Origin of the sequence: Ensifer sp. PDNC004, from assembly GCF_016919405.1 — a bacterium.
Taxonomy (GTDB): Bacteria; Pseudomonadota; Alphaproteobacteria; order Rhizobiales; family Rhizobiaceae; genus Ensifer.
This window is the reverse complement of the sequence record NZ_CP070352.1, coordinates 1,638,245-1,658,416: the sequence shown is the minus strand read 5'-3', so window position 1 is coordinate 1,658,416 and position 20,172 is coordinate 1,638,245. Positions and strand designations below refer to the sequence as shown.

Here is a 20,172-nt window from a genome sequence, read left to right as displayed (position 1 = left end):
ACATGGCTTTGATCACCAGCGAGGCCGACCTTGCCGAGGCGTTCCGTGGTCGAAAGATCCTGGTCACGGGACACACCGGTTTCAAGGGAGGCTGGCTCTCGCTCTGGCTGAGGCGACTGGGTGCAACGGTGGTCGGCCTGTCGCTGCCACCGTCGACACCGTCCTTCTACCTGGCGACCGGCCTCGGCGACGTCATCGACGGCCACGAGGGCGACATCCGCTCTGCCGCCGACGTCGCGCGAGCTATCGACGGACAGGATTTCGATGTCGTCATTCACATGGCCGCGCAGGCCGTGGTGCGGGCCTCCTTCGAGAGCCCGGTCGACACCTATGCGACCAATGTCGTCGGCACCGCCATCGTGCTCGATGCGGCAAGGCGCATGAAGTCCCTGAAGGGCGTGATCGTCGTCACCAGCGACAAGTGCTACGAGAACCGCGAATGGGTCTGGGGCTATCGGGAAAACGACCCGATGGGCGGGCGCGATCCCTACAGTTCGTCGAAAGGCTGCGCCGAACTCGTCGCAGCCGCCTATCGATCCTCGTTCTTCAATGACCCCAACGGGCCGCAGCTTGTCAGCGTGCGTGCCGGCAACGTCATCGGCGGCGGCGACTGGGGCGCTGACAGGCTCGTGCCTGACCTGGTCCGCTCGGTGGAAGGCGGCAGCCCTGCGCGGCTGCGCAATCCGGCGAGCATCCGGCCATGGCAGCACGTCTTCGAGCCGCTTCGCGGTTACATGATGCTGGCGGCGCACCTGCTTCACGGCAGAACGCGCTTTGCCGGCGGCTGGAATTTCGGCCCCGACCAGGAAGCGACCGTCAATGTCGGAACGCTTGCCGACATGGTCGTCGGCCAATGGGGCGACGCGCCACCGAAATACATCGTCGAACCGCAGGTAAACGCGCCGGTGGAGTCGACCATCCTACGCCTCGACAGCACCAAGGCCCGCACGGAACTCGGCTGGAAGCCGGTGCTGCGCCTGCGCGACACCGTGGCCATGACTGTCGCCTGGTACCGCAAGTACCGGGAGGATCCGAGAACCATTCGGTCGTTCTCGGAGCATCAGATCGAGCAATACGCCAGCGCCTGGAAACAGGAAGTCGAACACGAAGCAAGACCATTGCCATTGCGCGACATCGGAGATTGGAAAGATGCGAGTTAATTACGGACAGTCCGTTTACGGTCAGGAAGAGATCGACGCCGTCGTGGCAGTCCTGCGCTCATCGACACAGATGGGCGCGGCCGTCAGGTCGATGCAGGAACGTGTCGCGACGCTCTTTGCGAAACGGCATGGCATCATGGTGAACTCCGGTTCGTCCGCGAACCATCTCGCCATCGAAATCGCCGACCTCCCGAAGGGGTCCGAGGTCATCACGCCCGCATTGACCTTTGCGACGACAGTCGCCCCGATCGTGCGCGCCGGTCTTATCCCGGCATTCGTCGACGTCGTCGAAGGCACCTACAATATCGAAGTCGATGCGATCGAGCGGATGATTACCAGGAAGACGAAGGCGGTGATGATCCCTTCGCTGATCGGGAATTTGCCTGACTGGGATCGCATTCGCGCCATCGCCGACGCGCACAAACTGCTGGTGATCGAAGACAGCGCCGACACGCTGGGCGCGACGATCAGGGACACCAGCACCGGCGCGCGGTCCGATATCAGCACGACCAGCTTCTACGGCTCACACGTCATCACCGCGGCGGGCAACGGCGGCATGGTCTGCGTCAACGACGAAGAACTGGCGCGCAAGGCGATGCTCTATCGCTCCTGGGGCCGCACATCCTCGCTCTTTGTCGAATCCGAGACCATCGAGAACCGGTTCAACATCGATCTCGACGGTTTCGACTACGACGCCAAGTTCGTGTTCGAGGTGCTGGGCTTCAACATCGAACCGTCCGAGATGGGAGCGGCGTTCGGGCTCGTCCAACTCGACCGGTTGCAGCAGAACATAGACGCACGCGAGCGCAACTTCGCCAAGCAGCGCGCCTTCTTCGAGACCTACGAGGACTGGTTCGTCTTGCCGGAACAATTGCCGCTTTCGCGAACCGGATGGCTTGCCTACCCGATGACCGTGCGCGCCGATGCGCCGTTCACCCGCCGGGAGATGCAGATCTTTCTGGAACAGCGCGACATCCAGACCCGCCCGGTATTTACCGGAAACATCCTGCGCCAGCCGGCGATGAGCGGCGTTCATAGCAAGGTCGAGCCACGCGGTTATCCGGTCGCAGACGACGTGATGCGCGGCGGCATTCTGCTTGCCTGCCACCACGGCCTGACGCAGGCGCACCTGGACCATATCCACCAGTCCTTCCGTGATTTCGCCCAGCGGTATGCAAGCTCCGGCGCCACGAAGCGCCGGGATCATCAGCCGGCCTCGTTCTTCTGAGCGAACACGAAACGCGCCTCTCCGGCTAAGGGGAGGCGCGTCAGACGGATCTTCGGTCCTCGGCGGTCACGCGTAGATGAGAAGAGGCTCATGTCGAGAATATTGATCACCGGTGCCGCTGGCTTCATTGGTTCGCATCTGACGCGAACCTGCCTCGACGCGCGCCATGAAGTGCATGTAGTGGTGCGGCCCGGCTCCGAAGACAGCCGGCTCGAGGCCGTCGACGGTGCGTTCATCCGGCACAATTTCGACCTTCAGTCCGACGATGCCATGCGGCGTTGCCTGCAGGAGGTCGAGCCGGAAATCGTCTTCCATCTCGCCGCCCGTACACGCCGGCGGGAAGAGGCGGAACTCAACGACGCCAAGGCCGGCATCCGCGAACACCTCAATGCATTGCTCAGCCTGCTCGGCGCGGCAAGTACGCTGCGCCATCCACCGCGAAAAATCATCCGAACCGGATCGCTTGCCGAATATGGAGCGACACCCGCCCCCTACGAGGAAGACAGCCGCGAAATCCCGGTGAACGCCTATGGGGCCGAACTGACGGCCGCGACCCATTTCATCGGGGGGCTGCAGGCACGCCTGCCCTTTCCGGTGATCACCGCGCGGCTGGCGCTTGTCTTTGGCCCGAGGCAATCGACCGAGTTCATGATCCCGTCCTTCATCGAGCGTTGCCTTGCCGGCCAGCGTTGCGTCGTCCGCCATCCCAGCGACCGGCGCGACCTGCTCTATGTCGACGATGTCGTCGAAGCGCTGCTGCGGATTGCCGATGCGCCGGTCAGCACCCGGCTCGTCAATGTCGCAACCGGCATCGCCCCACCGATGCGCGAGGTCGCACGGCTGATCGTCGAACAAACCGGCGCCGACCCCGCCCTCATCGAATACGGTTCGGCCACCTCGACAGGCGGCATCCGCGATTTCCGGGCAGCGCCGGGGCGCGCCAAGGATCTGTTCGGCTGGAGCGCCCGCATACCGTTTGCGGAAGGGCTGGCCCGCACCATCGCATGGCACCGGGCCGTCGTACCGCCGGCCTCGACCGATGGCCATGCTACGCGCAAGACCGTCTGAGGGTGGTGACAACGAGATGATAAAGAGACAGAAAATCTCGATCCTGGTACCGGCCTATAACGAGGAGGCCAATGTCCGGCGCGCCCACGAGGCGATCGTCGACATGTTCCGCAGCCTGCCCGAATACGACCGCGAGATCATCTTCACGGACAACCACTCCACCGACAGAACCTTTGAGATCCTGTCGGAGATTGCGAGCGAAGATCCGAGCGTTCGGGTGATCCGCTTCAGCCGCAACATCGGCTACCAGCGCTCGCTGCTCGTGGCCTACAAAGCGGCGACCGGCGATTGCTCGGTGCAGATCGACTGCGATCTGCAGGATCCGCCGCACCTCATACCCGGCATGATCGATCTCTGGCTAAGGGGGCACCAGGTGGTCTACGGCATTCGCCGGACGCTCACCGACGGCTGGCTGACAACCCATATCCGCCGGGCCTTCTACTGGTGTATCAATGCACTCAGCGAGGACGATCTGCCGCTCAACGCCGGCGAATTCAGGCTCGTCGACCGGTGCATCCTCGACGAACTGCGCAAGGTCGACGACACGTCTCCCTATCTGCGTGGCCTCATCAGCGCCATGGGGTTTTCCCAGGTCGGCTTCGAATACGACCGTCAAGCGCGCGTGGCCGGCGAAAGCAAGTTTCCGTTCAGGGCGATGCTGTCACTTGCGGTCGATGGCATCCTCAACCATTCGCTGACGCCGCTCAGGCTCGCCTCGATGGCGAGCCTGGTGATGGGCGCCGCCACGCTGCTGCTTCTGTTCGGCTACCTCGTCGGCAAGCTTCTGTTTGGGCAGGACTGGCCCGCCGGCTTTGCCACGACCACAATGCTGCTTTTGCTCTCCATTACCTTGAACGCGATCTTCCTGGGCATCATGGGGGAGTATGTCGGCCGCATCTTCATGCAATCGAAGCATCGCCCGGCCCCGATCATCGAAGCTTCAATCAACAATGACGAACACCGGCGCCCGACGCCGGCGATGCCGGATTGGAGGCGCGGCGATGTCGCTGCCGACAACAAAAGACGCTAGGTCCCGGCAGCGCGCCGGCGAAACGCTCGCCCGCTTTGCGGCCGTGGGCGCCGTGACGACCCTGCTCGACATGGCGTTGTTCAACACGTTCTATTTCGCAGGGGCGCCGCCAACGCCGTCCAACCTCGTTTCCTATTCCTGCGGCATCGCGGTCAGCTACATGCTCAATCGCGCCTGGACCTTCCGCGCCGCCCACAGCCATGTGCAGGCGGTGAAGTTCGTCGCCGCCACCCTGACGGGCCTCTTGATATCGACCGTGATCGTCGCGGGTCTTGCCCTATTGATCCCGGCACCGGTCGCCAAGGTGATCAGCGTCCCGATCGTCTTTGTCTGGAATTATCTGGCGTCGCGACTTTGGGTCTTTCGAATCGAAAGCACGTGAACGTGCATTTGCAGAAGCAAAAAGCATACAATGTTAATATTACTCAAAAAATTAAACTGTGTAGAAAATATTATTAACGGACGACATGGCGCTGGAACACTTTCGACGCGCATTACTAATATGCATACCAGCGACCACTCCACAAATCGGTAGTCTCATGATGTCCTTAACTCATTTGCAGCGCCTGGAAGCCGAGGCGATCCACATCTTCAGAGAGGTCGCCGCGACCTTCGCGAAGCCGGTCATGCTCTATTCGGTGGGCAAGGACTCCTCCGTCATGCTGCATCTCGCGATGAAAGCATTTTATCCCGGCAAGCCGCCCTTCCCCTTCCTGCATGTCGACACCACCTGGAAATTCCGCGAGATGATCGAGTTTCGCGACCGCACTGCGGCCGAACTCGGCATCGATCTCCTCGTTCATATCAATCGCGACGGTGTTGAGCAGAAGATCAACCCCTTCACCCACGGCTCCAACGTGCATACGCATGTGATGAAGACGATCGCGCTGCGCCAGGCGCTCGACAAATACGGCTTCGATGCGGCCTTCGGGGGCGCACGGCGGGACGAGGAAAAGAGCCGGGCAAAGGAGCGCATCTTCTCGTTCCGCAACGCTCAGCACGCCTGGGATCCGAAGAACCAGCGGCCCGAGCTCTGGAAGAGCTACAACACGCGTGTCGGCCCATCCGAATCCATTCGTGTCTTTCCCCTGTCCAACTGGACCGAACTCGACATCTGGCAATACATCCTCAAGGAAAACATCCCGATCGTTCCGCTCTATTTCGCCGCACGCCGGCCGGTCGTCGAGCGGGACGGCATGCTGATCATGGTGGATGACGAACGCATGCCGCTCCACGCGGACGAGAAGGTCGAGCAGCGGCTGGTGCGGTTTCGCACGCTCGGCTGCTACCCGCTCACCGCTGCGATCGAATCCAACGCCACGACGCTGCAGGACATCGTCCGCGAAATGCTGACCGCCCGCACGTCGGAGAGGCACGGCCGCCTGATCGACGCGGACGAAACCGCATCGATGGAGAAGAAGAAGCGGGAGGGATACTTCTGATGACCGCCAGCATTCCCGCAACACCGGACAGCGTGCTCGAATATCTGGCCAAACAGGAGAAGAAATCGCTTCTGCGTTTCATGACCTGCGGCTCAGTGGATGACGGCAAGTCGACGCTGATCGGCCGGCTGCTTTACGACAGCAAGCTGCTCTTCGACGACCAGCTCGCGGCACTCAAGCGCGAGACGAAACGCAACAGCGCAAACCACGGCGACATCGATTTCGCACTCCTGATCGACGGCCTGGAGGCCGAAAGGGAACAGGGCATCACCATCGACGTTGCCTATCGCTTCTTCGCCACCTCGCGCCGCAAGTTCATCGTCGCCGACGCGCCGGGGCACGAGGAATATACCCGCAACATGGTCACGGCAGCGTCCACGGCGGCGCTTGCCGTCGTGCTCGTCGACAGCCGCAAGGGCATTCTTCGGCAGACGCGGCGCCATTCCTTCATCGCGTCCCTGCTCGGGGTGCGCCACGTTGTTCTTGCCGTCAACAAGATCGATCTCGTCGGTTTTGACCGCCGGGTCTTCGACACGATCGTCGCCGACTACAAGGCCTTTGCGGAGAACCTCGGTTTCTCGACGATCACCCCGATCCCGATTTCGGCGCGCTTTGGCGACAACATGACGAGCCGTTCGCCGAACATGCCCTGGTATGGCGGCCCGACATTGCTGGAGCATCTCGAGACGGTGCCGATCGAGGAAGAGGCGGCCGAAGCGGAGTTCCGTTTCCCGGTCCAGCTCGTCCTTCGCCCAAATCTCGACTTCCGCGGCTTTGCCGGCCAGGTGGCATCGGGCAGCATCGCTGTCGGCGATCCGGTCGCGGTGGCAAAATCCGGCCAGCTTTCAAGGGTCAAGGAAATCGTCACCTATGACGGCAAGCTTGCGCGCGCAGTCGAGGGCCAGTCGGTCACGCTTGTGCTGGAAGACGAGCTCGACATCTCGCGCGGCAACATGCTCGTGCCGCCGGACGACCGCCCACATGTCGCCGATCAGTTCATGGCGCATGTGATCTGGCTCCACCCGGATGCGATGCTTCCCGGACGCAGCTACATCCTGCGCACGGAAGTCGACAGCGTCAGCGCGACCATTACCAGCCTCAAGCACCAGATCGACGTCAACACCTTTGCCGAGGAAGCGGCAAAGTCGTTGCGCATGAACGAGATCGGCGTTTGCAATCTCTCCACCCAGGCGCCGATCGTCTTCGACAGCTACAAGGACAACCGGACAACCGGCAACTTCGTGCTGATCGACCGCTTCACCAATGCGACCGTCGGCGCCGGCATGATCGACTTTCCGCTGCGTCGCGCGCTCAACGTTCATTGGCAGGCCCTCGACATCAACAAGAAGGCCCGTTCCGCACTCAATCATCAGACGCCGCGCGTGCTGTGGTTCACGGGCTTCTCCGGCTCGGGAAAATCGACGATCGCCAACACCGTCGAGAAAATGCTGCACGCCCAGGGCAAGCACACGTTCCTGCTTGACGGCGACAACGTCCGCCACGGCCTCAACCGCGATCTCGGTTTCACCGAAGAAGACCGCGTCGAAAACATTCGGCGGGTTGCCGAGGTTGCGAAACTCATGACGGAGGCGGGCCTGATCGTGCTCGTGTCGTTCATCTCGCCGTTCCGCTCGGAGCGCCGCATGGCCCGCGAATTGTTCGGCCCCGGCGAATTCATCGAGATCTTCGTCGATACCCCGATCGAGGAATGCGCGCGCCGCGATCCCAAGGGGCTCTACAAGAAGGCGCTCGCCGGCGAGATCAGCAATTTCACAGGCATCAGCTCGCCTTACGAGCGCCCGGAGACGCCGGAAATCCATCTGCACACCGTGGGCCGCGAAGTCACGGCGCTTGCAGGCGAAATCGAGGCCTATCTCGACAATCAATAGGCGCCAGTCCGGCGCGGTAAAGACGACGCCGCCTGCGGCAGTACGGAGAGTGATGATGATCGATACGCTCACGGCAGCAGCGATAGAGGCCGGCAAGGCCATTCTCGACGTTTACGCGCGTGATATCACCGTCGATGAAAAGGCCGACTGTTCGCCGGTCACCGAAGCCGACCGGTGTGCGGAAGAGATCATCCTTGCCATTCTGGCACGGACCTTCCCCGACATCCCGGTGGTGGCCGAGGAAGCCGTCGCGGCAGGCGCCGTGCCCGAAATCGAGGGCCAGCGCTTCTTCCTCGTCGACCCGCTCGACGGCACCAAGGAATTCATCAACCGACGAAGCGATTTCACCGTCAACATCGCCTTGATCAGCGACGGCGAGCCGGTCGCCGGCGTCGTCTTTGCGCCCGCCCGGCTGGTCGGCTATGTCGCTGAAGGCGGACGGGCGGCGAAGTTTCAGGTGACGGCCGACTTTGCCGTCACCGAGACCACGGAAATACGGTGCCGGGAACGGCCCAAACATCTGACCGCGGTTGCCAGCCGTTCGCACAGCGATGCCGAAACGGCGGACTTCCTGGAGCGCAACGCTATCCGCGACTGCACGTCGATCGGCTCATCGCTCAAATTCTGCCTGCTCGCCGAGGGGCTCGCCGATGTCTATCCCCGTTTCGGGCGCACCATGGAATGGGATACGGCCGCCGGCGATGCCGTGCTGCGCGCTGCCGGCGGACGCGTCACGACGCTTGACGGGCAACCGTTCCGCTACGGAAAGCGGCGCCAGGCAAATGATTGCGACTTCGCCAATCCAGGCTTCATCGGCTGGGGTCGTGAGTGCGGACCAGAGGTTCGCGAAAAAGAAGCGGACTAAAGGGAAAAAGGCTAGAGTGCCTGAAAACGAGGCTCAAGCGAGCAGCCTCGTATCGGTTGAAGGTGACGGCATGCCATGAACATGTTCAACCATACCCTTTCGGCCGGACTGGCTCCTTGTCGCGAAGCCGCGCGCCGCGATGCGCCAGGCATCGTGCTCACCAAAAAGATCGAGTTCCTGCTGCTGGTCGGCGCCGTCTTCTTCTGCTCGATGAACTACTTTCGCTACGGCGATACCAACTTCACCGTCGCCGATTTCCTCGCCTTGCTTTGCTTCTGCTTTGCGCTGCTCAACCGCAACATCGATTTTCAGCTGTTCGGGCGCGTCAGCAGCGGCTTGTGGTGGCTGGGGCTGACGATGCTGGTCTCCGGCCTGCTGGTCAGCAGCATCGCAGGCCCGGACCCGATGCGCGGCATCGTGGTCGTCACCCAGTATCTCTACGCCTATCTCTTCGTCGTGCTGTTGTTCAGCGGTCGTACGCTCGATCAGCTCGTCCTGCTCGCGAAGACCTATGTGTTCTCGATCCTCGTCCTGTGTTTCCAGGGCATCTATCTCATCCATATCGACGGCCGCACGAACACCAACTTCGTCAGCGGCAACGGCCGCTTCAGCGGTCTGATGGAGCGCGAAAACGAGTGCGCGGCGGTGATCGCGCTTGCCGTCCCGATCCTGCTTCTGCTGATCACGACGAAACGCATCAACCGGATCTATGCGGTTTTCGCCCTGCTGATCCTGATATACGGAATCCTGCTGACCGGCTCCAACACCGGCCTCATCGCCCTCGTCTTCGGCATGAGCGCATTTGCCGTCATTGGCGTCAACTGGAAGCGGCTGATGATCAACGTCGTTCTGCTCGCCGGCATGGTTCTCGCGGTTTTCACTTCCGCCCGCGACTATCTTCCAGCCGCGTTCCAAAAGCGCGTGCTCGGAGCGCTCGAAAGCGGCGATATCGGCCAGGCCGGCACATTCGACCATCGTGTCGAGCTGATCTATGAAGCGATGAACATGACCGACAGCACCTTGCTGCTCGGCGTCGGTGCGGACCAGTACCGGATCGCGAGCGCCATTCACCAGCCGGTTCATAATCTCTATCTGCTTTTGTGGACGGAAGGCGGTCTGATCTCGGCGCTCGGTCTTCTGGTGATGCTGCTTTCGGCCTTCGGCCCGGCGCTGGCCGTGGCGCGGCTTCCAGGCGGGCGACCGTTTGCGGGCTGCATCCTCGCCAACGTCTCGATGATGCTGTTGGTCGCCAATGCCGTGCCGCACGCTTATAGCCGTTTCTGGCCATTCCCGCTCGTGCTGCCTGTCGCCCTTGCCTGCGCCTACATCGCGTTCTCACGCGCGGCAAAACCGGCGCCGGACACTTTTGCCCAGCCCGAACCGGTGCCACAACCCGAATTACGGCAAAGGGATCTTATCGCTCAGGCACGCTCTGGCGTGCCGCGCTGAGCCGGCGTTCGCTGATCCTATCCCCGAAGATCATCACCAGAACTGTTTCAGCGATGATCTTCAGATCGACCCAGGCTGATCGGTTGGTTATGTACCAGAGATCGAGATCGAGCTTGTCGTCGTTCGAAAGAATGGCATTGCCGCTGATCTGGGCCCAGCCGGTCAGCCCCGGCCGAACGCTGCAGCGACGAACCCCGCGCTCGCCGAGCGCCTCGATCGTCTCCGGGAGGATCGGCCGCGGGCCGATGAGGCTCATATCGCCTATCAGGATGTTCCAGAACTCGGGCAATTCGTCCAGGCGCGTCCGGCGAAGCAGAAGCCCGAACCGTCCCGTGCGCTCGGCGTCGCTGAGAAGGCGGCCGTCAGCGTCCCGCGTATCGGACATCGACCGAAACTTCATCATGCGAAACGGGCGCCGGTCGAGCCCCGCCCGGGTCTGGTAAAACAACACCGGCCGGCCGAGCCAGATGGCGACCGCAATCCCGACCACCATAATGATCGGTAGGCTCAGAAGGCCCGCGATCAAGGCAAAGACGATGTCAAAGCACCGCTTCATCTCCAACTCCCATGCACCGGTCAGGGTATGGTCGGGCAGCCGCGTCGCGGCGACGCGGCCGTTTCCGAAAGGGCGGCTTTATGCTCGCGCTTCCATTTCAAGCACCGGCGCGTGCTGCCCCAGAGCGGGAAGTGACGCCTCGGTGACGACGGCATGCAAAAGGCGGGCGGCCTTGGTCATCGCCTCTTCGCTCTGCGCCGGATCGACGAGCAGCGCGATGCTGGTTTCACCCAGCCGGCGTGCGACCGGGAGCCGCTCGGCCGGCGAAAGCCCAAGATCGGTGAAACACTTCTCGAGGTAGACCTCGGAGCAGCTTCCGGTAAAGCACGGCACGCCCGCCGCGTTCATCGCCGCCACGATCCAGTCGCGGTCGTGTCCGGGCTTCAATGCCTCCGGCCGAACGAAGGCGTAGTAGCGGTAGTAAGCGTGGTGATATCCCTTCGGCAGCGTCGGCACGCGCAACGCCGCAAGCTCTTGGGCGACATCGTCGAGGATCGCAGCGTTGCGGGACCTCGTCGCGTGCCATGCCGGAAGGCGCTCCAGCTGCCGCGAGCCGAGAACCGCCGAAAGCGACGTCATCCGCCAGTTCGTGCCAATCGTTTCATGCAGCCAACGGAAACCCGGTGGGTGCTCTCGCAGGAATGCCGCATCATAGGATTTGCCGTGGTCCTTGCGGCTCCAGGCCTTCTTCCACAGTGCCTCGTCGTCAAGAGCGATCAGGCCACCCTCGCCGCCGGTGGTGATGATCTTGTCCTGGCAGAAGGAGAATGCCGCGATATCGCCAAAACTTCCGACCGGCTTGCCGTCGATCTCCGCGCCATGGGCCTGGGCGCAATCCTCGATCACCCACAGTCCCTTCTGTCTGGCGAGGGCCATGATTTCCGGCATATCGCAGGGAAATCCGGCCAGGTGGACCGCGATGATGCCCTTTGTCCGGCTGGTGATCTTCTGTGCGATCGTTGCGGCGCTGATGTTCTGGCTGTTTTCGTCGACATCGGCAAAGACGGGGACGCCGCCGCAAAACGAAACGCACGACGCCGAGGCGACGAAACTGCGCGGTGTCACGATCACCTCGTCGCCGGGTTCCAAACCGAGCGCGAAAAGCGCCAGCTCCAGCGCAAGCGTGCCGTTTGCAAGCGCGATGGCGTGTTTACGCGCGAGGGTGCGGGCGTAGGCTTCCTCGAAGGCTGCGACGTGCGGCCCGGTCCAGGCATTCACCTTGCCCGACCTCAAGACCGCCGCAACATCCGCAATCTGTTCCTCGTCATATACCGGCCACGTCGCCACAGCTTGCTCCCTCGCTCGAGTGAAAACTCCGGAAATTCAGATGACCTGCCGCACCATCACGAAGGCCTCGGCGGCCGATTTGAGTACGGTTGCGCCGCGCAATGTGGCGAGCGCCTTCAAGGTCTCGAGGCTGCGCTCGTGCGGCGCGGCCCGAACCTGGGACTTGAATGCCTTCATCGCCGCAAGCTTTCGGTCGATATGGTCGCTGATGTCGACAAACACGTTCGGCGCAAAGCCGGGCGTCACATAGGGCGCGTTCCAGTTGGTCTCCGACAGCGTCTCGTAGGCCAGGATCACCTTGGGATAACCGGGCTGATGCGGCCTTGCCGCCACCATTGACGACAGGAAGATCAATTGATGGTCGATATGCATGTCTCCGACGAAGGGGACGAGCAGCGTCCGCGGCGCGATGGAGCGCACCAGTTCGAACAGCGCGGCATTGAGTGCCGAGTGGGAGGTTTCGGAGAGGGCTGCGGCGGGAAAACCCAGCCAGCGCGTTTCCTTGACACCGAGAATCCGATGCGCCTCGTGCGCTTCAGCCTGAACGGCCTCCACCGAGGCCCGGTCATAGGCCGGTGGTTTTCCCTCTGTGACCACCGCCACGAAGACGTCGTTTCCTTGCGTCGCCAGCCGCGCCATCGTCCCGCCGGCGCCCAGAACCTCGTCGTCGGGATGCGGTGCGATGACCAGCGTGCGTCCGAGTGTTTCCATCAGGCTCATCTTGCCGCCCCCAACACGCCGATCGCCGCCGATCTCAGAACTGTTTCCCGACAAGGGCGGTTATCCCCGCGGTCCAAACCCGACGTCAGCCCACATGCGAACTCGCCCCTCACGCAACTCTCCTTCTATGCACGACCGAAGCCGCGAACATGCCGGCGCTACAGGCCGGCGATCGATACGAAGATGACATCGCCCGGCAGCACGGCAGTAAGGCTTGTCGCCTGGATACTCTGCCTGCCCTTGGTCTCGCCCCGACCGGTCTCCCGGTCGATCTTGTAGAGAAACGATACCTCATCCTGCTTGCTCGAATCGACCTCCGCAGCAGCCATCAGGACCATCTGCTCCTTGGTCGTCTGACGCTGCGTTTCGAGCTTCTTGAGCGTGGCCTCGCGCTCCTGGAGCAAGGTCAGGATCTCCTTCTCGCGGTTTGCCTTCAAGGTTTCGAGCTGTAGCTTGAGATTGGCGAGTTCGCGGTTGGAGCGCCCGATCTCGGAGATAAGCTCCAGCAAGCGCGATTTTTCGCTTGAGGTCGCCATCTTCACCCGTGAAAGCTCGGATTCCGTATTCAGCTCCCGTTTCCTGAGCGCGAGCGTCCTCGCTTCAACCTGTTCGTTGAGCGCGACGACCTCCTCCTGCTGCTCCTTGAGCTTGTCGAGGATCGTCAGGCTCGCCTCCGTCTGCATGATGCTCTGGTTGAGGATCTCCATCTGGTTCTTTGTCGACAGCAGGTCCGTCTTCAGGATCTTCTCTTCGATCGCGACCACGGGACCGACGGAAGCTTCATCGACATACATCTTGACGCTTTCCGGAATATCCTTGAGGTCGACCTTCTCGGAACCGCGCAATTGTGCGTAAAGCCGGGCGGTGTAGACCGCCTCCCGCACGATCTCGACATCCGTTTCCTCGATCGTGCCGCGCAGCTTCGCCTGGGCGATGATGCGGTCAGCCGGATTGCTCATCGCCGTCTGCGGTCCACCGGCCAGGCCGACCGCCTGCTCGACCGTCAGCCCCGGATAATAAGCGAAGGAGCCGGGCGTCCGCACCTCGCCAAGGATCAGCACTGGGCGAACCGTTACGATGGAAAGCGACAGCTTCGGATCGGTCAGCAACTGGCGGGAGAGATACTCGTTGCGTAAGGCGTCGACCGCCTCGGGAATGGTTCGCCCCTCGATCTTGAACGCGCCGATCAACGGAAAGGCGGCCGCTCCATCGGTGCCGATCGTCAGGGACGTCGGCAGCTCGGCGTCATCCAAAATGTCGAAGGACAGCACGTCCCCGACCGAAACCCGGTAGGCGGCCGGCGCCGCTTGAATCGTGGGTACGGCGGTCGTTGTCGCAGCGCCCGATGCGGTGGCGCTGGGCGTACTGGCAGTCGACGCGCCGGCAGCGTGGAGGGGACCCGTCAGCGACAACGTCGCCGCCGCGACGAAAGCGATATGACTGACGATGCGAAAAATTGTTTGAGCCGGAAACTTCATGCTTCCCTCTAATGAATAGATCCGAACTTCACGATGGTTCAACCGCACCAAGAGAAGCGGAAATTAAACTCCAACAATGGATGAATTTATTTTACGAGACCTCTGTAATTTCTTTGGGTCACTATGATATGCTTCAAAATAGGTTCCACGGCACAATTTTTAATTGCATATGGATAAGTAATCAAATTTTCCCAGAAACAGGGAAACAAATTTTTCTCGCCCTGCGAGAACACTAAAACACATATTAGCATTCTTCCATGAAACAGACGTAATTGCAACCTCGAGGCAGGATGTAATTTTGTGATATTATTGGAATCACTACTAAAAAAGACAAGAAAGTATCGTTTAGCCTGGCAAGCCGAGGCAGACCTCCACGGACGGCTCAAGAACATAGCACACCTGCTGACAGGCAACTTCGCCAGTGCCTTCATCGGACTGGCCGGCTTTGCCCTGACGGCGCGTGCGCTCGGTCCTGCCGACTATGGCCTCCTGGCCCTATCCTTTGCCTATACGCGCGGTATCGAGCGCTTCGTCAGCTTCCGCTCCTGGCAACCGCTGATCAAGTACGGGGCGAAGGCCCTTCAGGTCGGCGAGACCGACGACCTGAAGGCATTGTTCAAATTCGGGCTGCTGATCGATCTCGCCACCGCGCTTGCGGGATGGGGGCTGGCGGTGCTGATCGTGTTGTTTGCCGGCCCGCTTTTCGGCATTTCCGAAGAGATGAGCCGCTTCGTACTGATGTACTGCGCGGTCCTGCCCTTCCAGGTGACCGGCATGCCGACGGCGGTGATGCGGCTCTATGGCCGCTTCAAGATTGTCGCCTATGGCCAGGTCGCCGCCAGCATCCTCAGGGCGCTCCTGTGCCTTGCCGGCGTCTATCTCGGCTGGGGGCTGTTCGAGTTCATGCTTTTGTGGATGGCGTCGCAGATCTGCAGCAGCCTGAACAGGACCGCCTGGGCTTTCCGCGAGTTGCGCAAGCAGGGGTTGACCGGCGTCATGTGGGTGCCGCTCGGCGATATCCGAACCCGCTTCCCCGGTTTCTGGAGCTTCTCGCTGTGGACCAACATGGCGCTGATCATCCAGGCCTGCGCCTTCGAATTCGATACACTTCTCGTCGGTTACCTCGCCGACCCCGGATCGGCTGGCCTCTACCATATCGCCAAGCGGGTGGCGAAGATCGCACAGCAAGCAGGAGAACAGGTCCAGGCCGTGCTCTATCCGGATCTTTCGCGCGTCTGGGCGACCGAGGGGATCGACGAGTTCCGAAAGACCGTCAGCCAGACCGGGTGGCTGCTGTTCGCCTTCGGCGTCTGCGCCCTCATCGGCGCCCACCTGACCATCGAATGGGTGCTGCGCGTGACGGCCGGGCCGGGCTTCGAGGCGGCCGCCTCTCTCGTCATGGTGCAGTTCGTCGCCGTTATCATCTTTCTTTGCGGCAGGACGCTCTATTCGGCCCTGCTCGCCATGGGGCACGAAAAGATCCTGCTACAAAGCGCGCTTCTCGGAGGCGCCCTCTTCCTCTTCACGGCAGTCGTCCTCATCCCGCGCGTCGGCGCCGTGGGCGCGAACGTTGCGCATATCGTGATGTCGGGCGTCTGGTTCGTGCAGATGGCGATCGCCTATCGCCGCAAGCTCGACAGCAGACGCTGATGGCCGGCACGGCCTTTCGGTTGCCGGTCCGGCCATCTATCGACGCAAGTATGTATCGCGCAGACTTCATACGAATTTTGCCGAGCCGAGGGAATATGAGCCTTGCCAAGGTGGATGCCTCGATCACCGGACGCAGGCGGTAGCGCTACCGCCACACCAGATCGAATGCTGCTACAGCTATGAAGCCAGGCCGATCGCGTGCTCGAACGGCGCGCAGTAGACTCGGCTGTCGAACATCAAGGCTTTCGCGATTTGACGATGGGATGATCAGCAGACCGGCTGAACCGGCTTTGGCGATCGGCGCGCGCCAGTTGCGAGCGCCCCTCATCGACCGGTTTGACCGCGGCGCCTACTCCGAACGGTCACAGTAGTTCATGACGCTGCCGAGAATAACCGCGTGGTTCAGCGACAGCCGTTGCTGAACATTGGCGAGCTGGCGATCCGTCGTGCCGCCCGAGCGGCAGACCAGAATGACGGAATCGACGTGCGATGCGAGCCAGATCACGCCTTCGTTTTCCTCGACGGCCGGTGCGTCGACGATGATGAGATCGTAGCTGTCGCGCAGTTCGGCGCAGAGCACATCGAGGTTCATCAGGCCCGGACGCACCGAAATGAACTCAAGGTGGGGATAGGCAGGCGACGTCGCGATCCGGCTCTTGATATCGACCTTGCCTTCGAGCGGCGCCGTGATCGCGGTATCCTTGGTGTTGGCGCCGGCAATGTTCGGCGCGCTCTGCGCCGACATGTCGAGGTCGATGACGATCGGGCGCAGCCCGTCGACCTTTGCCATTGTCGCCATGCCGAGCGCGACCGTGGTCTTGCCGTCGCCAAGTGCCGGCGAGCACAACATTACTACCTTGCCGCCCGCCTCATGGTCGATCGTGAGCCAGGCCATGCACAAAGTGCGCATGGCGGTCGCCGCCGGCGACTCCGGATTGTTCAGCATGTAGTGGTAAAAGGCCGACGAATTCCGCAGCCGTTTGCGCATGTCGGGGACACTGGCAAGGTTCGGACGGTTGAGCAGTTGCTCGGCGTCGCGCGGCAGGTAAAGCCTGCTTTCCAGCGAGTCCGAAATGATGACCCCGACGACTGCGAGCAGGACTGCCCCGATGCTGCCGGCGACGATCACCAGCGTATTGTTCGGGAATGTCGGCTTCGTCGGCACTTCCGCGTAGGACGCGATCCGGGCGGTCGGCTTGTACTCGCCTCTTTCGGGATTGAGCGCACCGAGCCTGAGCACGATCTGGTCGTAGACCGCCTGTTCCGACTGAAGGTCGCGGGCAAGTTCACGCCGACGGATTTCGGCAAGGTTGCGGCCCTGGACCTTGTCCTGTAGCGCGCTCAGTTCCGCCTGGAATTTTTCGGCTCGCACCGTTGCGACCTTGGCGTTGTTGGCCAGCTCCTGCACGAGGCGCTGGGCCTCGTTGCCGATCATAGAGCGTACGGACTCAAGCTCGTTCGTGGCGTCGAGGACGAGCGGATGGTTCTTGCCGAACTTAGCGCCGAGCTGCGCGCGCGTGCGCTCGAGCCGCGCCTCTTCACCACGCAACTGGTCAAGCTGCGTCGAGGTCAGCGCGCCGCCGGCCAGTTCCTTGCCGTCGGCAGACACCAGTTGCTTGGCCTCGTTGTACTTCGCAACCGCGCCCGCCTCTTCGACGCGCAAGGTGACATATTGCTCGTTGAGCTGCAGCATGCGGGCTCTCAGAACATCGTCCTGCGGATCGAAGGTCAGGTCGCTGTCGCGGGCAAAGGCGGCGATATCGCGCTCCATGCCTGCAATTCTCGTGGCGCTGTTGGCCATCTCGCCGCGCAGATACGCAACTGTGTTGTTCGTGGCCTCTTCGGTCTTTTTCGCCGTCCAGGAGAGATATTGCTCGGCGAGCGCGTCAGCGATTGTGGCCGCCTTCAAGGGGTTCGATTGCACCACGCGGATCGTCAGCGCGAGGCTTTCCCCGGTACGGGTGACGACATAGGAGTTCAGCAGGGTCGAAATGGCGCGGTTGCGCTGCACGTTTTCGGAGATCAGCCGCTCCTTCTGGGTGCTCTCTTTCGGCGCGCCGAAAATGAACTCGGAGATGTTGGCGAAGAACGACTGCAGGAACGTCTCGTGCTCGCTGCGGGTCTCCGGCAGGTAGGTGTTGAAATCGGGGTCATTGACCAGGTTGAGCGCATCGACGACGACGCCGACGAAGACGCGCGAGCGGATCACGTCCAGCTCGGTTTCCATCACCGACCGGTCGCGTTCGAGCTTGCGCAACTCGACCTGCGCCTCATAGGGGCGAACGTCGTTGCGGTCAAAGACGATGGCCGAAGCTGCCGTATAGGAGCGCGGCAGCAGGGCGGCCGTCAGCAGCGTCGCAAGCAACGCAAATCCCAGCAGCGAGAAGAAGACCACGCGATACCGGCGGAAAAGCTCGAACAGATCGCGGATGCCATATCCGCGCGGCGCAACGCGCGCCTCCCGATACTGAACCGCAGGCATTTGGCCTCGCCCTGGAGGCGCTTCGACTTTGCGATCGATGGTCAGCATGAGAGCCCTAACATATAAATTTGATAGAAATACCTGATGTCAAAGAACTAAAGGCACGCTCGCACAGCCTCCGCGCGGCAAGAGGCAATGCCACGCAGGTAAAATACTGACATAGAAATAACATTCAAATTTAGAAAACCATATTATACCGCGTCCGGAAGAGCAATAGTTGCTTGCCGTCGAACCAAGAACGATTTGACCTCATGGTTGCGACGGACATTCTCGGGCACTCCGACAATTGCGGGCCGCTGCAGAAAAGAGACCGTAGGCCACCCGTTAGTTCGGGTAGCGACCGGCAATCCGCTCCTGCGACAGCCATTCCATGAACTGATCGAAGCGCGTGCCCCCACCGGTCGAGGCAGGCTCCCAGGCGTCTTTCACACCGACGACGCCGCCAAATTTTTCCTCCACGCTGTCGGCCATGCCATCACCGTCCTCGTCCGCATAGGCGTGCGCCTCCTCGATCGCCGGGATCTCGCCCGGCGCAACCACCATGCGCCCTGCTCCCCTCTCGCCTTTCGCGCCCATATCCTTGATCCAGGCGACGTCGAGATCGTCACGGGGAAACGCGCCGGACTGGCCGCGAACCTCTTCATATGCCTCACCGGCGGCAAGGAGCGTATTAACTGCCAAGGGGCAAGGCGGGCGGTTCACCACGAATTGGTCCGTTCCCGGCGAAAGCAGCTGAAGCGACTTGGAGGGCGGCGCCCACAACTCGTTGCCGCTCTCGTAGATCTGCGGCTGGGCGGCGCTTTCGACATTCTGCCACTTGATGGCGTAGGTCTTCTCCACCGTGCTCGGACCTGCCTTGAAGTAGTTGCCGACATAGGAAATCGGCGTGCCACCCGGATACTGCGAGAACACCTCGCCCCATTCGGACCGTGCATTGAAGAACACGTTGTTGATGATCTCGATGCAGGATTTTCCGTAGTGGTTGTTGTCGGGGTTTCGGTCGTTGTTGGAAATGCAGGCGTTTCGCCAGAAGGTAATGTTCTGCGGAACTCTGGGGTCGGCGCCGAGCAGGGTGCATTTGCTGTGCTTGTTCAGCCCCTCGGCAAAGATCGAGTTCGCGATGGTGATATCCGTCGTATTGGAATAGGTGCTGACGTTCTCGTCGGTCGCCCAGGACATCGACGTATGGTCGAAATAGACGCGCTGGCTGTTTTCGATCACCGCCGCATGGACGTTCTTGACGGAGTTCGGCAGCCGCGGTCGAATGCGCAGATGCCGGACGATCACGTCGTGCGTCTGCTTGGCAACCAGCGGGGTGTGCCTCAACTCGTCATTCGTCTGGTCGATGGTCAGCAAAATGCCGCCGCCCGGCGCGGTCTGTCCGAGGATCGAGACCGAGTTGTTATCCTCGCCGATCACGAGCGAGGATTTGAGCCGGATGATCCCGGAAACGCGAAACACGCAATTTCGGGCCCCGGTCGCCTCGATGCATTCGCGCAGCGTGCCGGGACCGGAATCCTCAAGGCTCGTCACCTGGATCATGCGGCCGCCGCGGCCGCCCTGCGCCATCTTCCCGTGCCCTTCGGCACCGGGAAACGCAACCATCTGCGGCTCGGCGGCCGAAGCCTCGACACCGCAGAAGGCAGAAAGCAGGGCAAGCGTGCACGCACCATGCTGAAAAGCCTTTGCGCGCCGTGTCTGTTGCTGGATAGGCCGAGAACCGAAATGACCGGCCGGCCGCTGCGCACGTGGCGATGTGCGCGGCATGAAAATCTCAATCAGCATATAGTTTACTCCCAAAGCCTTTTGGCGAGGCCCCGCTCCAGAAGCTTGAAAACGCTTGTGCAGGGCAATTCATTCCGCCCTAT

General features: G+C 61.6%; 16 protein-coding genes. 10 read left to right on the top strand and 6 right to left on the bottom strand.

All coding sequences use genetic code 11. The features are described 5' to 3' along the window. Positions 1-2: 2 nt before the first annotated feature. From rfbG to JVX98_RS07270, 9 genes are all read left to right on the top strand, one after another. Complete coding sequence (gene rfbG / locus JVX98_RS07310) at positions 3-1,160, top strand: CDP-glucose 4,6-dehydratase (RefSeq protein WP_205236331.1); 1,158 nt, start codon at positions 3-5, stop codon at positions 1,158-1,160. Beyond that, the gene (locus tag JVX98_RS07305) at positions 1,150-2,388 is read left to right on the top strand and encodes a DegT/DnrJ/EryC1/StrS aminotransferase family protein (RefSeq protein ID WP_205236330.1); all 1,239 of its coding nucleotides are present in this window, start codon (positions 1,150-1,152) and stop codon (positions 2,386-2,388) included. The genes rfbG and JVX98_RS07305 overlap by 11 nt, the downstream gene beginning before the upstream one ends. A 90-nt stretch (positions 2,389-2,478) precedes the next feature. Beyond that, positions 2,479-3,456: an NAD(P)-dependent oxidoreductase gene (locus JVX98_RS07300; protein WP_205236329.1), complete on the top strand. Its 978-nt coding sequence runs from the start codon at positions 2,479-2,481 to the stop codon at positions 3,454-3,456. Positions 3,457-3,472: 16 nt separating this feature from the next. Further along, positions 3,473-4,486, top strand: a complete 1,014-nt coding sequence (locus JVX98_RS07295) for a glycosyltransferase family 2 protein (RefSeq protein ID WP_205236328.1) — start codon at positions 3,473-3,475, stop codon at positions 4,484-4,486. After that, positions 4,458-4,868, top strand: coding sequence for a GtrA family protein (locus JVX98_RS07290; RefSeq protein ID WP_205236327.1), 411 nt, complete (start codon positions 4,458-4,460; stop codon positions 4,866-4,868). The genes JVX98_RS07295 and JVX98_RS07290 overlap by 29 nt, the downstream gene beginning before the upstream one ends. Positions 4,869-5,025: 157 nt before the next feature. Beyond that, the gene (gene cysD, locus JVX98_RS07285; protein ID WP_205236326.1) at positions 5,026-5,928 is read left to right on the top strand and encodes a sulfate adenylyltransferase subunit CysD; all 903 of its coding nucleotides are present in this window, start codon (positions 5,026-5,028) and stop codon (positions 5,926-5,928) included. Further along, the gene (gene cysN, locus JVX98_RS07280; RefSeq protein WP_205236325.1) at positions 5,928-7,817 is read left to right on the top strand and encodes a sulfate adenylyltransferase subunit CysN; all 1,890 of its coding nucleotides are present in this window, start codon (positions 5,928-5,930) and stop codon (positions 7,815-7,817) included. The genes cysD and cysN overlap by 1 nt, the downstream gene beginning before the upstream one ends. 55 nt (positions 7,818-7,872) lie before the next feature. After that, the gene (cysQ, locus tag JVX98_RS07275) at positions 7,873-8,682 is read left to right on the top strand and encodes a 3'(2'),5'-bisphosphate nucleotidase CysQ (protein WP_205236324.1); all 810 of its coding nucleotides are present in this window, start codon (positions 7,873-7,875) and stop codon (positions 8,680-8,682) included. A 75-nt stretch (positions 8,683-8,757) separates the two neighbouring features. Further along, positions 8,758-10,131 (top strand): O-antigen ligase, encoded by a 1,374-nt coding sequence (locus tag JVX98_RS07270; protein WP_205236323.1) that lies wholly within the window; start codon positions 8,758-8,760, stop codon positions 10,129-10,131. On the opposite strand, the gene JVX98_RS07265 is transcribed toward JVX98_RS07270, so the two are convergent. The 4 genes from JVX98_RS07265 to JVX98_RS07250 form a co-directional block, all read right to left on the bottom strand. Continuing rightward, a complete protein-coding gene (locus JVX98_RS07265) occupies positions 10,097-10,687 on the bottom strand; it encodes a sugar transferase (RefSeq protein ID WP_205236322.1) in 591 nt (196 codons plus the stop codon). The genes JVX98_RS07270 and JVX98_RS07265 overlap by 35 nt on opposite strands. A gap of 78 nt (positions 10,688-10,765) precedes the next feature. Next, positions 10,766-11,974, bottom strand: a complete 1,209-nt coding sequence (locus tag JVX98_RS07260) for a DegT/DnrJ/EryC1/StrS aminotransferase family protein (protein WP_205236321.1) — start codon at positions 11,972-11,974, stop codon at positions 10,766-10,768. Between the two features lie 36 nt (positions 11,975-12,010). Next, a complete protein-coding gene (locus tag JVX98_RS07255) occupies positions 12,011-12,694 on the bottom strand; it encodes a PIG-L deacetylase family protein (protein WP_205236320.1) in 684 nt (227 codons plus the stop codon). 158 nt (positions 12,695-12,852) lie between these two features. Next, positions 12,853-14,172, bottom strand: coding sequence for a polysaccharide biosynthesis/export family protein (locus tag JVX98_RS07250; protein WP_205236319.1), 1,320 nt, complete (start codon positions 14,170-14,172; stop codon positions 12,853-12,855). 300 nt (positions 14,173-14,472) lie between these two features. Between JVX98_RS07250 and JVX98_RS07245 the strand changes: the two genes are divergently transcribed. Beyond that, positions 14,473-15,822, top strand: coding sequence for a lipopolysaccharide biosynthesis protein (locus JVX98_RS07245; RefSeq protein ID WP_371826500.1), 1,350 nt, complete (start codon positions 14,473-14,475; stop codon positions 15,820-15,822). Between the two features lie 349 nt (positions 15,823-16,171). Here JVX98_RS07245 and JVX98_RS07240 read toward each other — a convergent pair whose 3' ends face one another. Next, positions 16,172-18,304, bottom strand: coding sequence for an exopolysaccharide transport family protein (locus tag JVX98_RS07240; RefSeq protein ID WP_205236317.1), 2,133 nt, complete (start codon positions 18,302-18,304; stop codon positions 16,172-16,174). A 324-nt stretch (positions 18,305-18,628) separates the two neighbouring features. Then, positions 18,629-20,089, bottom strand: a complete 1,461-nt coding sequence (locus JVX98_RS07235; protein WP_205236316.1) for a polysaccharide lyase family 1 protein — start codon at positions 20,087-20,089, stop codon at positions 18,629-18,631. Between the last annotated feature and the right edge of the window lie 83 nt (positions 20,090-20,172).